Annotated in this window: 11 protein-coding genes; 5 read left to right on the forward strand and 6 right to left on the reverse strand. The window is 73.4% G+C overall.

The window, feature by feature from the left end; translation table 11 throughout:
* Positions 1–58 precede the first annotated feature (58 nt).
* The gene (gene fdh, locus E1281_RS03535; protein ID WP_207943081.1) at positions 59–3307 is read left to right on the forward strand and encodes a formate dehydrogenase; all 3249 of its coding nucleotides are present in this window, start codon (positions 59–61) and stop codon (positions 3305–3307) included.
* A 66-nt stretch (positions 3308–3373) separates the two neighbouring features.
* On the opposite strand, the gene selD is transcribed toward fdh, so the two are convergent.
* From selD to selA, 3 genes are read right to left on the reverse strand one after another with little or no spacing between them, the layout of a single operon-like run.
* Positions 3374–4387, reverse strand: coding sequence for a selenide, water dikinase SelD (gene selD, locus E1281_RS03540; RefSeq protein WP_131875660.1), 1014 nt, complete (start codon positions 4385–4387; stop codon positions 3374–3376).
* The gene (locus E1281_RS03545) at positions 4384–6150 is read right to left on the reverse strand and encodes a SelB C-terminal domain-containing protein (protein WP_243716540.1); all 1767 of its coding nucleotides are present in this window, start codon (positions 6148–6150) and stop codon (positions 4384–4386) included. Before E1281_RS03545 ends, selD begins: the two co-directional genes overlap by 4 nt.
* Complete coding sequence (selA, locus tag E1281_RS03550; protein ID WP_131875661.1) at positions 6147–7460, reverse strand: L-seryl-tRNA(Sec) selenium transferase; 1314 nt, start codon at positions 7458–7460, stop codon at positions 6147–6149. The genes E1281_RS03545 and selA overlap by 4 nt, the downstream gene beginning before the upstream one ends.
* Before the next feature lie 111 nt (positions 7461–7571).
* Between selA and E1281_RS03555 the strand changes: the two genes are divergently transcribed.
* From E1281_RS03555 to E1281_RS03565, 3 genes are all read left to right on the forward strand, one after another.
* The gene (locus E1281_RS03555; RefSeq protein ID WP_131875662.1) at positions 7572–8090 is read left to right on the forward strand and encodes a MarR family winged helix-turn-helix transcriptional regulator; all 519 of its coding nucleotides are present in this window, start codon (positions 7572–7574) and stop codon (positions 8088–8090) included.
* Positions 8087–8926 carry an EamA family transporter gene (locus E1281_RS03560; RefSeq protein WP_131875663.1) on the forward strand — a complete coding sequence of 280 codons (840 nt, stop codon included), beginning with the start codon at positions 8087–8089 and terminating at the stop codon, positions 8924–8926. The genes E1281_RS03555 and E1281_RS03560 overlap by 4 nt, the downstream gene beginning before the upstream one ends.
* Positions 8927–9027: 101 nt before the next feature.
* On the forward strand, positions 9028–10293 hold the full coding sequence (locus E1281_RS03565) for a helix-turn-helix domain-containing protein (RefSeq protein ID WP_243716542.1): 1266 nt from the start codon (positions 9028–9030) through the stop codon (positions 10291–10293).
* Between the two features lie 52 nt (positions 10294–10345).
* On the opposite strand, the gene E1281_RS03570 is transcribed toward E1281_RS03565, so the two are convergent.
* The 3 genes from E1281_RS03570 to E1281_RS03580 form a co-directional block, all read right to left on the reverse strand.
* Positions 10346–12157: a fatty acyl-AMP ligase gene (locus E1281_RS03570; protein WP_131875664.1), complete on the reverse strand. Its 1812-nt coding sequence runs from the start codon at positions 12155–12157 to the stop codon at positions 10346–10348.
* A gap of 28 nt (positions 12158–12185) precedes the next feature.
* Positions 12186–13172 (reverse strand): acyl-CoA desaturase, encoded by a 987-nt coding sequence (locus tag E1281_RS03575; RefSeq protein ID WP_131875665.1) that lies wholly within the window; start codon positions 13170–13172, stop codon positions 12186–12188.
* A gap of 95 nt (positions 13173–13267) precedes the next feature.
* Positions 13268–14563: a lipase family protein gene (locus E1281_RS03580; RefSeq protein WP_131875666.1), complete on the reverse strand. Its 1296-nt coding sequence runs from the start codon at positions 14561–14563 to the stop codon at positions 13268–13270.
* Positions 14564–14715: 152 nt separating this feature from the next.
* Between E1281_RS03580 and E1281_RS03585 the strand changes: the two genes are divergently transcribed.
* Positions 14716–15900 (forward strand): MFS transporter, encoded by a 1185-nt coding sequence (locus E1281_RS03585; RefSeq protein WP_131875667.1) that lies wholly within the window; start codon positions 14716–14718, stop codon positions 15898–15900.
* Positions 15901–16004 lie beyond the last annotated feature (104 nt).

Below are 16004 nucleotides of genomic sequence, written 5' to 3' on the forward strand. Positions count from 1 at the left end.
TTTCACGGTTCGGGCGACGGGTAGGTGGAGGCCGCGCCGAGGTGAGGGGTGGTGTGACATGGGCGTTCGCAGTTGGATCGGGTCATGGCCCGTCTACCGCCAGTTCACCGGCGACGATCCGCTGGGCCGTGGAGCGGCCGCCAAGAGCGCGGGCAGCGAACGGCTCGACGCGAGGGTGAACACCGCCGACAAGGTCGTGAAATCCGTCTGCCCGTACTGCGCGGTCGGCTGCGGGCAGGACGTGTACGTCCAGGACGGCAAGGTCACCCAGATCGAGGGCGACCCGGATTCACCGGTCAGCCGGGGGCGGCTGTGCCCGAAGGGCTCGGCCAGCCTCCAGCTGACCACCGGGTCCGCCCGCGAGCACCGCGTGCTCTACCGGCGCCCGCACGGCACCCGCTGGGAGAGCCTCGACCTGGACACGGCGATGGACATGATCGCCGAGCGGGTGATCGAGGCGCGCCGGCGGAGCTGGCAGTGGGAGACCGAGGACGGACTGCGGGTCCGGCGGACGCTGGGCATCGCGAGCCTCGGCGGCGCCACGCTCGACAACGAGGAGAACTACCTGATCAAGAAGCTGTTCACCGCGCTCGGCGCGGTGCAGATCGAGAATCAGGCGCGCATTTGACACTCCTCCACCGTTCCCAGTCTGGGAACCTCGTTCGGACGCGGCGGCGCGACCACCTTCCAGCAGGACCTGCAGAACTCGGACTGCATCGTCATCCAGGGCTCGAACATGGCCGAGTGCCATCCGGTCGGGTTCCAGTGGGTGATGGAGGCGAAGGCCCGCGGCGCGAAGCTGATCCACGTGGACCCGAGGTTCACGCGGACGAGCGCGCTCGCGGACGCCCACGTTCCGCTGCGCGCGGGCAGTGACATCGCGTTCCTCGGCGGGATCGTCAACTACGTCGTCCAGAACGAGAAGTACTTCCGCGACTACGTCGTGCCGTACACCAACGCCTCGGTGATCCTTTCGGAGGACTTCCGCGACACCGAGGACCTCGACGGCGTGTTCTCCGGCCTGAACCGGGAGGCCCGCAGCTACGACCACACCACGTGGCAGTACGAGGGCATGCACGTCCAGGCGGCGTCGGGCCAGCGGGACATGGCGTACGAGAGCCTCGTCAGGGCCGAGACGGGACGCGGTGAGGAGCACGGATCCGGCGGCGCGCCGATCGGCGTCGGCCACCCGGAGCGGGACCCGACGCTCCAGCATCCGCGGTGCGTGTTCCAGGTGCTCAAGCGGCACTTCTCGCGGTACACGCCGGAGCTGGTGGAGCGGATCTGCGGCGTTCCACGCGACCAGTTCCTCCAGGTGTGCGAGATGCTGACCGCGAACTCGGGCCGGGACCGGACGTCCGCGTTCGTCTACGCGGTGGGCTGGACGCAGCACTCGGTCGGCGTCCAGTACATCCGGACGGCGTCGATCCTGCAGAGCCTGCTCGGCAACATCGGGCGCCCCGGCGGCGGGATCCTCGCGCTGCGCGGGCACGCGTCCATCCAGGGCTCGACGGACATCCCGACGCTGTTCAACCTGCTGCCGGGCTACATCCCGATGCCGCACGCGCACGCCGGCCAGGGCCTGGACTCGTTCATCAAGGGAGAGTCGGCGCGCAAGGGGTTCTGGGGCGACATGCGCTCCTACATGGTGAGCCTGATGAAGTCGTACTGGGGCGACGCGGCGACGGCCGGCAACGACTACTGCTTCGACTACCTGCCGCGGCTGACCGGCTCGCACAGCACGTACGAGACGTCGATCGCGCAGATCGACGGGACGTGCAAGGGCTACTTCCTGATGGGCGAGAACCCGGCGGTCGGGTCCGCGAACTCCAAGATCCAGCGGCTCGGGATGGCGAACCTGGACTGGCTCGTCGTCCGCGACTTCTCGCTGATCGAGTCGGCGACCTGGTGGAGGAACGGCCCGGAGATCGAGTCGGGCGAGATGCGGACCGAGGACATCGGCACCGAGGTGTTCTTCCTGCCCGCCGCCACGCACACCGAGAAGGACGGCAGCTTCACCAACACCCAGCGGATGCTCCAGTGGCACCACCAGGCGGTGGAGCCCGCCGGGGACGCGCGCAGCGACCTGTGGTTCACGTACCACCTGGGTCGGATCATCCGGGAGAAGCTGGCGGACTCGGCCGACGAGATGGACCGCCCGGTCCTCGACCTGACGTGGGACTACCCCACGCACGGCGGCCTCGGCGAACCCGACGCCGAGGCCGTCCTCGGCGAGATCAACGGCTACGACGCCGACGGGAACCCGCTGTCGTCGTACACGCAGCTCAAGGACGACGGGTCCACCTCATGCGGCTGCTGGATCTACTGCGGCTGCTACGCCGACGGGGTCAACCAGACCGCGCGCCGCAAGCCGGGCGGCGACCAGCACTGGGTCGCGCCGGAGTGGGGCTGGGCGTGGCCGATGAACCGCCGCATCATCTACAACCGGGCGTCCGCCGACACCGAGGGCAACCCGTGGAGCGACCGCAAGGCCCTCGTGTGGTGGGACGCCGAGCAGGGCACATGGACGGGCCACGACGTGCCCGACTTCATCGCCGACCGCGCACCGGACCACAAGCCGCCCCGGGACGCGACCGGCCCGGACGCGCTCGCCGGCGACGACCCGTTCATCATGCAGGCGGACGGCAAGGCGTGGCTGTACGTCCCGGCCGGGCTGACGGACGGGCCGCTGCCCGCGCACTACGAGCCGCAGGAGTCGCCGTTCACGAACCCGCTGTACGGGCAGCAGCGCAACCCCGTCCGGCACCTGCTGCCGCCGCACCCCGACAACCGGTACGCGCCGAGCGGCGCGTCGCCGGGCGCGGAGGTGTACCCGTACGTGGCGACGACGTACCGGCTGACCGAGCATCACACGGCGGGCGGCATGTCGCGGTGGCAGCCCTACCTCGCCGAGCTGCAGCCGGAGTTCTTCTGCGAGGTGTCGCCGGAGCTGGCGGCCGAGCGGCGGCTGGAGCACGGTGGCTGGGCGACGATCGTCAGCCCGCGCGCCGTGGTCGAGGCGCGGGTCCTGGTGACCGAGCGGATGCAGCCCCTCACCGTGGACGGCCGGACCCTGCACCAGATCGGCCTCCCCTACCACTGGGGCCCGAACGGGTACAGCGTCGGCGACGCCGCGAACGAGCTGCTGCACCTCGTCCTGGATCCGAACACGCACATCCAGGAGGCGAAGGCGCTGGCCGTCGACATCCTGCCGGGCCGCCGCCCCCGCGGCCCGGAGGCGCCGGCACTGGTCCGCGAGTACCGCACCCGAGCCGGCATCACGGACGAGACGGGCACAGAGATCTGACCGAGCCTCGTTGACTTGCGGCGTGTTGTTGTTATGGAGCGCTCCATAACAACAACACGCCGCAAGTCAACGGATGATGAGGGGGTGGGTGGTGGCGGGGGTCAGTTCGCCGATGACAGGGGCGCCGGGGATCTCGCCGGCCACCAGGAGGCCGCCGGACGTCTGGGCGTCGGCGAGGAGCAGACGTTCCTCCTCGCCCGTCGCGCCGAAGTCGGTGTGCGGGGCGGCCCAGTCGAGGTTGCGGCGGGTGCCGCCGCTCACGTATCCGGCGCGGAGGGACTCGCGGGCCCCGTCCAGATAGGGGACGGCGGCGGCGTCGATCACGGCCGTGACACCGGAGGCGCGGGCCATCTTGTAAAGGTGGCCGAGAAGCCCGAAGCCGGTCACGTCGGTCGCGCAGACCGCCCCGGCGTCCAGGGCGGCGGCGGACGCGGCGGCGTTCAGCTCGACCATCGCGGCGACGGCGTGCTCGAAGACCTCGCCGGTCGCCTTGTGCCGGTTGTTCAGGATCCCGAGGCCGAGCGGCTTGGTGAGGGTGAGCGGCACACCGGGCTTGCCCGTGTCGTTGCGGAGGAGGCGGGCCGGGTCGGCGACCCCGGTGACGGCCATGCCGTACTTGGGCTCCGGGTCGTCAACGCTGTGGCCGCCGCCGACGTGGCAGCCCGCCTGGGACGCGACGTCCAGGCCGCCGCGCAGCACCTCCCGCGCGATCTCGAACGGCAGGACGTCGCGGGGCCAGGCGAGCAGGTTCACCGCGACGAGGGGACGGCCGCCGACCGCGTACACGTCCGACAGCGCGTTCGCGGCGGCGATGCGGCCCCAGTCGTACGGATCGTCGACGACGGGGGTGAAGAAGTCGGCGGTGGCGACGGCGGCCAGGCCGTCCGGGGAGCCGGGGACGCGCACGACCGCCGCGTCGTCGCCGGTGTCCAGGCCGACGATCAGCTCCCCGTTCGGAACCTCGGGGGCCGCGTTCAGGCCCGCGACCACGTCCTCCAGCTCACCGGGCGGGATCTTGCAGGCGCAGCCGCCGCCGTGCGCGTACTCGGTCAGCCTCTTGGTCGTCCCGGTCCGGGTCATGTCGTCCTTCCGGTGCAGCGGCGCCTCATGTCGTCCACCCGGGCCGTGTAGCCCGCCTCGTCCAGGTGCTCCAGGAGCGGGACGGCGACGCGCCGGGTGGTCCCGAGCGCGCGGCGCGCCTCGCTCATCGTGAACGCGCCGCCGAGCTCGGCGAGCAGCTCCGCGGCGCGGGCGTCGTCGCCGGGCAGCAGGACGATCCCGTCGCCGAGCCGGAGGAGCGCGCCGGCCCTGGCGGCGGCGGCGAGCAGCTTCGGGGTGAGGCCGAGTTCGGCGAGCCGGTTCGCGTCCGGTGCCAGGAACGGGGTCTCGGTCAGCTCCCGGCGGACGGCGTCCACCGCCGCCTGGACGTCCGCGGGCAGTTCGGGGGCGGTCACCCGGCCGTAGATCCGGCCGTCGCGCTGCCGCAGCCCGGCGGCGAGGGCCTCCACGAGCGCCCGGTCGGGCAGGCCGAGGACCCGGCGGGCGGCGTCGGCGGGGAGGCCGGGGTCGGCCGGGTTGGCGGCGGCGTGCTCGTCGACGGCCGTGACGAGCCGCTCGCGGAGCCCGTCCCAGTGGCCGGGGTCGGCGAGCCATTCGCCCGCGACGGGTTCGCGGGGCACCGGGACGCCCATCGCGACCAGCTCGGAGCGTCTGATGAGGCCGCGGCGGCGCAGCTCGTCGTCGCCGTCCGGGCGTCCGGTCAGCGAGGCCAGCTCGCGGGCCCGGGCGGCCGCCGCGCCCCGCCTGGTGAACGGCTCGGGGCGGACGTCGAGCACCGTGACCCCGGCGGGGATGCGGTGCCGCCCGGGGTCGCGCAGCAGCGCGACGTCGCCGACCCGCAGCGGCAGCGGCCGCCGCAGCGAGAGCCGTGCGGTGTCGCCGCCGAGCGGGCGGACATGGACCGGGACCGCCGCCGACCCCGCGTGCAGCATCAGCTCGCGCGGCAGCTCCCGTGCGGGATCGCCGCGCAGCCGCACGTCGACGACGTCGCCCGCCAGCCAGCGTCCCGGCGTCAGGAGGGCCTCGCCCCGGCCGATCCCGCCCGGTCCGCCGTGCACGTTGACGGCGACGCGGGCCACGGCGCTCACCTCGTCGCGGTCCTCCTTGAGGCTCTGCAGACCGCGGACACGGACGAGTCCGCCGCCGATGGAGAGCCGGTCGCCGGTGCGGACGGTCCCGGCTCCGAGGGTCCCGGTCACGACCGTGCCCCTGCCCCGGACGGTGAAGACCCGGTCGGCCCAGAGCCGGACGTCGGCGTCCGGATCGGGGGGCGGCAGCGATCCGGCGAGCCGTTCCAGCCCGGCGCGCAGCCCGTCCATGCCGTCGCCCTTCGAGCCGCTGACCTCGAACGCCTCCACCCTGCCGAGCGAGGTCGCCTCGATGCGGGCGAGCGCCTCGTCCCGCACCCGGTCCGCCGCCGCCGCGTCCGCCAGGTCGCAGCGGGTCACGGCGAGCAGGCCGTGCCGGACGCCGAGCGCGTCCAGGACCGCCAGGTGCTCCTCGGACTGCCGCTGCCAGCCCTGGTCCGCCGCGACCACGAACACCACGGCGGGGACGGGCCCCACCCCCGCGAGCATCGTCGCGACCAGGCGCTCATGGCCGGGGACGTCCACGAAGGCGATCCGCCCGCCGCCCGGCAGCGCCGTCCAGGCGAAACCCAGCTCGATGGTCAGGCCGCGCCGCCGCTCCTCCTCCAGCCGGTCGGGCTCCATCCCGGTGAGGGCCCGGACGAGCGTGGACTTGCCGTGATCGACGTGCCCGGCGGTCGCGACGACGTGCATCATGACGCCGCCGCCCGGACGGCCCCGGCGATCTCGCCGTCCTGGCCGGGCGGCACCGCGCGCAGGTCGAGGAGGCAGCGCCCGTCCTCGACGCGTCCCATCACGGCCGGTGTCCCCCGCCGCAGCCGCGCCGCGTACGCGTCCGGCACCGACACCGCCGCGCTCGGCAGCACGACGCCGGGCGCGCCGCCGCCTCCCACCGCCGCCTCGCTCTCGACGGCCATCGCGTCCACCCCCTCGTCCCGCAGCCGCGCGGCGAGCCGTCCGGCCCGTTCCCGCAGCGCCGCCTCATCCGCGTGCAAGGCCGCGTCCGTTGGAGGGCGCGGGCCGCGGACGGTGGCCTCCAGCGCGGCGAGCGTCATCTTGTCCACCCGCAGCGCCCGTGCCAGCGGATGGCGGGCGAGCCGCCGCACCGGTTCCTCCCGCCCGAGGACGAGCCCGCACTGCGGCCCGCCGAGCAGCTTGTCCCCGCTGGCCGTGACCAGGTGCGCGCCCGCCTTGAGCATGGACGCCGCGTCGGGCTCGTCCGGCAGGAGCGGCTCGTGCGCGAGCAGGCCCGAGCCGATGTCGGCGACCACCGGGACCCCGAGCCCGGTCAGCTCCGCGACGTCGGCGCCGTGCGTGAAACCGGTCATGCGGAAGTTCGAGGGGTGCACCTTCAGGATGAAGCCGGTCTCGTCCCCGACGGCCGCCGCGTAGTCGTCCGGCGTGGTGCGGTTCGTGGTGCCGACTTCCCGCAGCCGCGCGCCCGTCGCCGCCAGCAGCGCGGGGATGCGGAAGCCGTCCCCGATCTCGACCATCTCGCCGCGGCTGATGACGATCTCCCGGTTCCCCGCGAGCGCGGTCGCGGCCAGCACGAGCGCCGCCGCGCCGTTGTTGACCACGTGGGCCGCCTCCGCTTGCGGCACCCGCTCCAGCAGCGCCGCCAGCACCGACCGCCCCCGCCGCGCCCGGCGGCCCGTCTCCAGGTCGAGTTCCACGTCCGTCGCGCCCGAGGCCAGGGCGACGGCTTCCCGCGCGGCGTCCGACAGCGGCGCCCGCCCGAGGTTGGTGTGCAGCAGGACGCCGGTCGCGTTGATCACGGGACGCAGCCCGGACGCGGTCGCCGGAAGCGACTCCACCGCCGCGTCCGCCACCGCCTCCGGCGGGATCTCCCCCGCCCTGGCCCGCCGCTGCGCTTCGGCGACGGCCGCCTTCACCACCCCGCGGCCGAGCCGTCCCGCCGCCTCGCCGAGCCGGGGATCGGCGAGCAGGACATCGGTCCGCGCTATCCGCCGCCGCCCGTCCCCGGCGGGCACCGTTCCATGATCCATCGGCCGACCTCCGCTGCGCCGGTACCCGCCAGCATGGCACGCGAAACGGCCCGCCTCCCCGGACGGACACGCCCCCTTCACCGTTGGGCGAACGCATGCTATGCATGAGTCATGCATGAAAGACTGGCGAACCTGCTCGGCGCCGCGTCGCTGGCGGTGACCGACCTCGTCCTGGACGCCGCCACCGGATCCGGGCGGGTGAGCGCGAGCGGGGCGGCGGCGCTGATCGTCCTCTCGGACGCGCCGGAACTGGGCGTGACCGAGCTGGGGCGGCGCGTCGGGCTGACCCAGTCCGCCGCCGCGCGGATGGTGGACGGACTGCAGGCCACCGGCCTGGCCGAGCGCCGGAGGCGGGAGGGGCGCGCCGTCCACGTGCGGCTCACCCCCGCGGGCGAGGACACGGTGCGGGACATGCTGACGGCGCGCGGTGCGCCGCTGGCCGGGGTGCTGTCCGTCCTGGACGAGGACGAGCGCGAGACGTTCACCGTCCTCCTGGCCAAGCTGCTGGCCCGCCTGTACGAGGAGATCGGCGACGCGGAGGTCATGTGCCGGCTGTGCGACCGCCGGTGCTGCACGGACGGTGCGGTGTGCCCGGTCGGCCAGGCCGAGCGTGACGCGGGAGCCGCGTGACCGGCGTATCCCTCGCACTGGCGTCGGCGCTCTCCTACGGCGTCGCCGACGTCTGGGGCGGCCTGCTGTCGCGGCGGGCGGACTTCCGTGCCGTCGCGCTCCTCGGGCAGGCCGGCGGGCTGGTGTGCGCGGTGGCCGCCGCGCTGCTCGTCCCCGCGCCCGGCGTGACCGGCGCCGACCTCGGGTGGGGCGCGCTGTCGGGTGTCGGGACGGGCGCCGCGATGGTCTTCCTCTACCGGGGCATCAGCAACGGGAACATGAGCGTGGTGGTCCCGGTCAGCGCGGTCGGCGGGGTGGCGCTGCCGGTGGTGGCCGGGGTCGCGTTCCTGGGCGACCGCCCGTCGGCGCCCGCGTGGGCGGGGATCGCCGTGGTCCTGCCCGCGCTGTGGCTCGTCTCCCGGTCGCGTTCGGAGGACCACGGCAGGGTACGCGCGGCGCTCCTCAACGGGCTCGTCGCGAGTTGCGGCATCGGGATCCAGTACCTGGCCCTCGCACAGGCCGGCGGCGATGCGGGCCTCTGGCCCGTGGCGGCGGGCAGGGTCGCGGCCGTCCTCGCGATCGCGCCGATGGCCGGGTCGCCGCAGTGCCGCCTCCCGTCCGGCAAGACCTGGCTCTGGTCCGCGCTGAACGGAGCCCTGGCGACGGTCGCGCTGGTCTTCTACCTGCTGGCCACACGCGAGCAGCTCGTCGTCATCGCGGTCGTGCTGTCGTCGCTGTATCCGGTGGTGCCGGTCCTGCTCGGCGTCACCGCGCTGCGCGAACGGCTGTCGGCGGCGCAGGCGGCGGGGCTGGCGGGCGCCGGAGTCGCGGTCGTCCTGCTCACGCTGACGGCGTAGCCGGTCTCCGGTTTCGGGCGGGTTTGTCAGCGAAGTGTGTGTCGCAGGGGGCGGGATGTGCCTAGCCTGGCGGCCCGGGTGTCCGCTGTGGAGGTGACGCTTTGACCGAACTAGGCGCGAAATCCTCCGGGGACGGGCTGTCGGACCAGCCGTGGCGGGACGTCCCGAAGGAAGTGGCGCGGTGGATGCGGCCGCATCTCCCGGCCCTGGTCGACTCCATGGTGGAGGGCGTGCTGCGGCACGTTCCCGAGTACGCCCGCCCGGACGATCCCGTCTACATCGATGTGATTCGGGTCGCGGCGGAGCAGGGCATGGGGCACTTCGTCCAGATGATCGCCGACCCCGACGCGTCCTGGCGGGAGGTGCACCAGGTCTTCTTCGACATCGGGTACGGGGAGGCGGTCGAGGGGCGGTCGCTGGAGCATCTGCAGAACGCGCTGCGGATCGCGTCCCGGACGGCCTGGCGGTACCTGTCCCGGGAGGCCGAACGGCTGAAGAAACCGCGGGAGCTGGCGATCTCGCTGACCGAGGTGAACTTCGCGTATCTGGACCTGCTGGCCTCCGCCGCCGCGCAGGGCTACGCGCGGGCGCGGGAGAAGGCGGCGGGCGAGCGGGAGCAGCGGCGCGGCCGGCTGCTGAGCCTGCTGCTGTCGGAGCCGGCGGCGCCCAGGGACATCGTGGCCGAGCAGGCGGGCCTCGCGGGATGGGACCTCCCGGAACGGCTGGCGGTGATCGTGCTGAGCCCGCGTCCCGGCAGCGGCGGGGAGGGACCGGCGGGGCTGCCGCCGTTCCTGCTGAGCGGGCTCGACAAGGGGCGGCCCTGCCTGGTGATGCCGGACCCCGACCGCCCCGGCGGGGCCGACCGGCTCACCGCCACGCTCCGCGGCTGGACGGGCGCGGTCGGTCCTTCGGTCCCGGCGGACCAGGCCGGGGTGTCGCTGCACTGGGCGCACCGGACGCTCGATCTCATGGTGGCCGGGCGGCTCGGGCAGGCCCCGGACCCGGGCACGAACGGAAAGGCGCGGGCCGGCGCCCTCGTCCGCGCGGACGGGTACCTGCCGGACCTGCTGCTGCAGGAGGGCTGGACGCTCGCCGAGGCGGCGGCGCGGCGCCGGCTCGCGCCGCTCACCGCCCTCGGCCCGCAGCGCGGCGGCCGGCTGGCGGTCACGATGCTGGAGTGCCTCAGGCACGGCTTCAACGCGACCGACGCCGCCGAAGCGCTGTCGGTGCACCCGCAGACGGTCCGGTACCGGCTCGCGCGGCTCCACGAGCTCTTCGACTACGACATCGAGGACCCCGCGCTGCGGCTGGAGCTGATGCTGCTGCTCCCCGTCTGGATCCGCGACACAGGAGCGACGAGCCGTTGACTTGCGGCGTGTTGTTGTTATCCGGCCTTCCATAACAACAACACGCCGCAGGTCAACGAAGCCGGGCGGGCTTCGTGAGGGGCAGGGCCCCGTCGAGGTAGGCCTGGCGGCAGGCGGCGCGCGCGATCTTGCCGCTGCTGGTGCGGAGCAACCCGCCGGGCTCGATCAGCACGAAGTCGTGGACGCGCAGGTCGTGCTGCTGCTTCACGGCCGTCCGCACCCCCTGGGCCACCTCGTCGAGGTCGAGCAGCGCGATCGGCACCCGCCGGTTCCGCTCGGCGACCACCACGAGGCCCTCGGTCTCGCCCGTGGCGGTGGGCACGTCGACGGACACGGCGCAGGTGTACTCGCGGCGGATCGCCTTGTGCGCGCCCGAGACGGTGACCTCGATGTCCTGCGGGTAGTGGTTGCGGCCGTCGACGATGACCAGGTCCTTGATCCGGCCGGTGACGAAAAGCTCGCCCTCGTGCATGACGCCCAGGTCGCCGGTGCGCATCCACGGCCGGCGCGGCAGGTCCCCCGGGTCGTTGCCGTTCTGGGGAGACGACCCCTCAGACCCCCCGGAAACGCTTTTGAGTTCGGCTTCGAACGTCTCCTTGGTGGCCTCCGGGCGTCCCCAGTAACCGGCGGCGACGTTGGGCCCGTGCACCCAGATCTCGCCGACCCTGCCGTCGGGGAGGCGGTCCGCGGTGTCCGGGTCGACGATGACGACGTGCTGGCCGTAGGACGTCCCGCAGGCGATCAGCTGGATCGCGCCGGGCGCACCGGCGTCGCACGGCTCGGCCGCGCCGCGGCGCAGCAGCTCGTGGTCGAACGCCCGCCGCGTCGGCGGCCGGAAGCGCGACGACGCCGACACGTAGACGGTCGCCTCGGCCAGGCCGTAGGCGCACACCTGCGCCTCGGGCCGCAGCCCGCAGTCCTTGAACGCCTCGTAGAACCCGCTGAGCGTGCTCTCCCGGATCGGCTCGGCGCCGTTCATGAACACCTGCACGCCGCTGAGGTCGAGGTTCTTCTTCTCGTCCTCGGTGACCTGCTCGGTGAGGTACTCGTAGGCGAAGTTCGGGCCGCCGGTGAACGCGTGCGACTGCTCGCTGAGCAGTTCCAGCCAGCGGACGGGGCGCATGATGAACGCGACCGGGTCCATGATCACGCCCGGGTTCCCGTAGACCAGCGGGAGCGCGACCGTGGTGACCAGGCCCATGTCGTGGAACACCGGCAGCCAGTTCACGCCGGTCGACTCGCGCGGGATGCCCTCGAACGTGCCCCACAGCTGCTCGGCGTTCGTCGCGAAGTTGCCGTGCGTGATGATCACGCCGGCGGGGGTGCGGGTCGAGCCGGACGTGTACTGCAGGTAGGCGACGTCGCCCGGGTCGATCGGCTCGGGCGTCCAGTCGAGCGACCCGTCCACCCGGTCGGCGACGATGATCTCGGCCGGCGCCGGGACGCTCTCGTCCGCCAGGAACGCCTCGACGTGGGGCAGCGACGCGCTCGACGTGATCACGACGTCAGGCTCGGCGTCCTTGTAGACGGCGAGCAGCCGGTCGCCGTGGCCGGGCAGGTCGGGCGAGAACAGCGGGACGCCGATGACGCGGGCGTACATCGCGCCGAGGAACCCGCTGACGTAGTGGAGGTCCTGCGGCGCGAGCAGCGCCACGCACCGTCCCGGCCCGGTGGCGCGGCGGATCGCCGCGGCGATGGACCGGGCGCGCCTGTCCAGCTCACCCCAGGTGACGTCGAGGGCGATGCCGTCCGGGTCCGTCATGTAGTCCATGAACGTGTAGGCCCGGTCGTCGGGGAAGTCCTTGGCGAACCGGGAGAGCCGCTCGATGAGGGGGGTCCGGTCGAGTGCGGGCGTTTCGGTCATGCTTCGTTGCTCCCGTACTGGAGGCGGGTCAGGACGAGGCGGAGTCCTCGGCGGTCGCGCCGTGGGGCTCGCGGGGTACGCGGCGGGCGGCGAGGCGCTCGTGGTCGGGCCAGCGCACGTCCCAGACCCAGCCGAGCCTTTCGAAGAGCCAGATGACGCGGGCGCTGATGTCGATCTGCCCCTTGAGGACGCCGTGCCGGGCGCACGTCGGGTCGGCGTGGTGCAGGTTGTGCCAGGACTCGCCGAACGACGGGATCGCCAGCCACCACACGTTCCGGGCCCGGTCGCGGGTCTTGAAGTCCTCCCTGCCGAACACGTGGCAGATCGAGTTGATCGAGAACGTGATGTGCTCGCCGGCGAACACCCGCATGAGCCCCGCCCAGAACAGCGCGGTGAGGGCGCCGTGCCAGGAGAACGTGAGCAGCGCGCCGAGCCCCATCGGGACGAGGAACGTGGAGAGCACGATCACCGCGTAGACAGGGTCGAGGGACAGGAAGCGGATGTCCTTGTCCCTGAGCAGGTCGGGCGCGTACTTGCTGCGGGACGTGCGGTCCTTGCTGAACAGCCAGCCCATGTGCGCGTGGTACAGCCCCTTGGTGAGGCCCCACACGCCGGGCCCGTACGCCCACGGCGAGTGCGGGTCGCCTTCCTGGTCGGCGTACTTGTGGTGGCGGCGGTGATCGGCGACCCACCGGACGACCGACCCCTGCATGGCCTGCCCGCCGAGGATCGCGAGCGCGATCCGCAGCCAGCGCTTGGCCTTGAATCCGCCGTGCGTGAAGTGCCGGTGGTAGCCGACCGTGATCCCGATCGCGTTCAGCGGGTACAGGAACGCGAAGATGGCCACGTCGGTCCAGCCGATCCCCCAGCCCCACAGGAAGGGGACCGCCGCCAGCACCCCGATGATCGGCGCCGCCACGAACACCACGACCGCGATGCGCTCGGGCAGCGGGACGGTCCCGGAGATGTCGGGCTGCGGGGTACGGCTGCCGGCATCGGCGACGCCCGCTGTCATATGGATGGCTCCTTACGGATTGGTCGGCGGGTCCCCGGTCACGGATCCGGGCCGCCGGTCGTCCCGGCGGCCCGGCCCGCCTGGCGGGGGACGGATCAGCAGTTGCCTTCGGCGGGCTTGCCCGTGAACCGGTCATCGAGGAAGCCCGTCACGTCCCGGGCCGCGGCCCAGTCGGTGCTCAGGTGCTCGGCCGGGTAGTCGTTCTTCCAGGTCGTGTTGATGCCGGCGTCGCAGTAGCGCTGCCTCGTGGCGTCCTCGGTCTCGTGCGGGATGATCTCCTCGAACCAGCCCCGATACTGGAACACCGGGAAACCGATCTTGTACTTGGCGTTCGAGGACGCGGTGCCGATCCCGACGCCGAGCTTCTGCCTGTCGACGATCTCGCCCCAGGTCACGCCGCCGGGGCCCTCCACCGCGTAGAGCTGCTCCAGCGTCAGGCCGTCGGTGGAGAAGTCCTCGACCCTCGCGCCGAGGAACACCGCGAGCGTCCCGAACAGGCAGTTGGACTTCACGTCCGCGATGGCCCGCTCGCCCCGCTCGTTCATCAGCTCGTCGAACGGCATCTCCGGATAGGCGGCGTTCAGCCCGACGAGCGCGTCGGCGAGGAAGCCCGCGAACAGGCTGCCGTTGAGCGCCTTCGCGGTCACCTTCAGGTCACCGGGCACGCCGCCCGCCGCCGCGCCGACCACGTTCAGCTCCGGCGCGTAGGACGCGGCGAGCTGCGCGCCCCACAGCGCGGCGGCGCCGCCTTCGGAGTAGCCGGAGATGCCGACGTCGCCGTCCGCCGTGAGCGTTCCACCGGGGATCTGGCGGGACGCCCGGACGATGTCCAGCAGCGCGTGACCGGCGTTGGCGCCGATCATGTACGTGTGGACCTGCCCGTTCAGGTAGCCGACGCCGTCCGTCGCCGCGACCGCGTGGCCGGCCTCCAGGAACCTCTGAAGGTTCCCGCCCTCGTACATGTCGACGTACTGTCCGGCGAGCTGCTTGGAGAACGCGCACTGCAGGCCGGAGCCGAGCGTCCCGGGGTTGAACGCGACGGTCGGGCGGGAGCCGTCCCCGTCCCAGGCGGCGTCGGGGACGGCGACCGTCCCGGTCACGACGTTCTTGGCGCCCTTCACGTCCGTCGAGACGTACCGGACCTTCCACGCCTGCATCGGGATGCCGCCGGGGATGTTGGTCAGCTTCGCCGGGCGGCACGCGAGCAGGTCGCCCGGGTTCCCCCGGACGGTCGCGGGCGGCTCCGCGTAGATCTCGGCGTCGGTGGCGTCACAGCCCGGCGGCGCGGCGGCCTTGGTCTGGGGCACGGCGACCGCCTGCGGCGCCGCGACCACGGGAATCGCGAGGGCGACGCCCAGCGCCGCGGTGGTGAACAGGCTCCGTAGTCGCATTCTCGCTCCAGGGGTGGGCTGGACACCGAACGCAGACCACCGTGTCCCACGGGCACAAAAGGCGGTATGAAGTCTCCTCACATGGTCGGCGGCCGCTCTTAGCAACCAACTCAAGAACCGGGCGGTCCGGGCGATCTCCTAACGTCGTCGGCATGAGCAAGTCGTCACGGCGGGACGGGGGCGCCCGCGAGAACGCCCACGAGGCCCGCCCCCGCCTGGTCGGACGGCACCTGGCGCTGGTGTTCGCGGCCACGTTCACGAGCCTGGCCGGGGTCTTCCTGCTGCTGTCGGTCGTCCCGATGTACGCCGTGTCCGGCGGGGCGGGCCGCACCGGCGCGGGCCTCGCGACGGGCTCGCTGATGCTGACGACGGTGCTCGTCGAACTCGCCCTGCCCCGCCTGCTCGCCCGGTTCGGACACGTGCCGGTGCTCGCGGCCGGGCTGCTGCTGCTCGGCCTCCCGCCGCTCGCGCTGACCGCCTCGTCGGACATGCCGACGATCATCGCGGTGAGCCTGGTGCGCGGCGTCGGCTTCGGGATCGCCGTCGTCGTCCCGAACGCGATGGTCGCCGAGCTCGCCCCGGCGCGGCGGCGGGGCGAGGCGCTCGGCCTGTTCGGCGTCACCTCCCAGCTGCCGGCGGTGCTCGCGCTGCCGCTGGGCGTGTGGCTCGCCGAGCAGGTCGGCTACCCGCCCGTGTTCGTCGCGGCCGCGGTGCTCCCGCTCCCGGCACTGGCCATGCTGCCCGGCCTGCCGCGGCGGCGGGCGTCCACGCCGGCGGAGCGGCCCTTCGGCATCGTCGAGGGGCTGCGGTCGGCGGGCCTGCTGCGTCCCGCGGCCGCGTTCGCCTCGACGGCGATGGCGGCGGGCGTGCTGATCACGTTCCTGCCGGAGGCGGTGCCGGCGGCGGGAGTGGCCGCCGCCGCGCTGTTCGTCCAGCCGGCCGCGACGACCTTCACCCGCTGGTGGTCGGGACGCGTCGGGGACAGGCACGGCGCCGCGCGCCTGCTGGCGCCCGCCGTCCTGCTCTCGGCGGCCGGGGTCGCGCTGCTGGTCCTCGTGCCGAACCCGGTCGCGGTGTTCGTCTCGATGATCCTGTTCGGCGCGGGGTTCGGGGTCACGCAGAACGCGAGCCTGTCGACGATGTACGAGCGGGTGCCCGCCTCCGGGTACGGGACGGTCAGCGCGATCTGGAACATCGGCTACGACGGCGGCATGGGCATCGGAGGCGTCGCGTTCGGCGTCGCCGCCACCCACACCGGCTACCCGGCCGCCTTCGCCCTGACCGCCGGGGTGATCTTCCTCACGCTGCCGCTGGCGTTCCGCCGCCGCGCGGGCTGACCGCGGAGGCTAGCCGCGCGCGGGGCGCGGCGGCTCCGGCCGGCGGGCCGCTCCCGTCGCGCCCCTCCCCTCCGAGGCCGTGCGGCGCGGGAGGGCGTCAGGGG

Source organism: Actinomadura sp. KC345 (assembly GCF_004348515.1).
Taxonomy (GTDB): domain Bacteria; phylum Actinomycetota; class Actinomycetes; order Streptosporangiales; family Streptosporangiaceae; genus Spirillospora.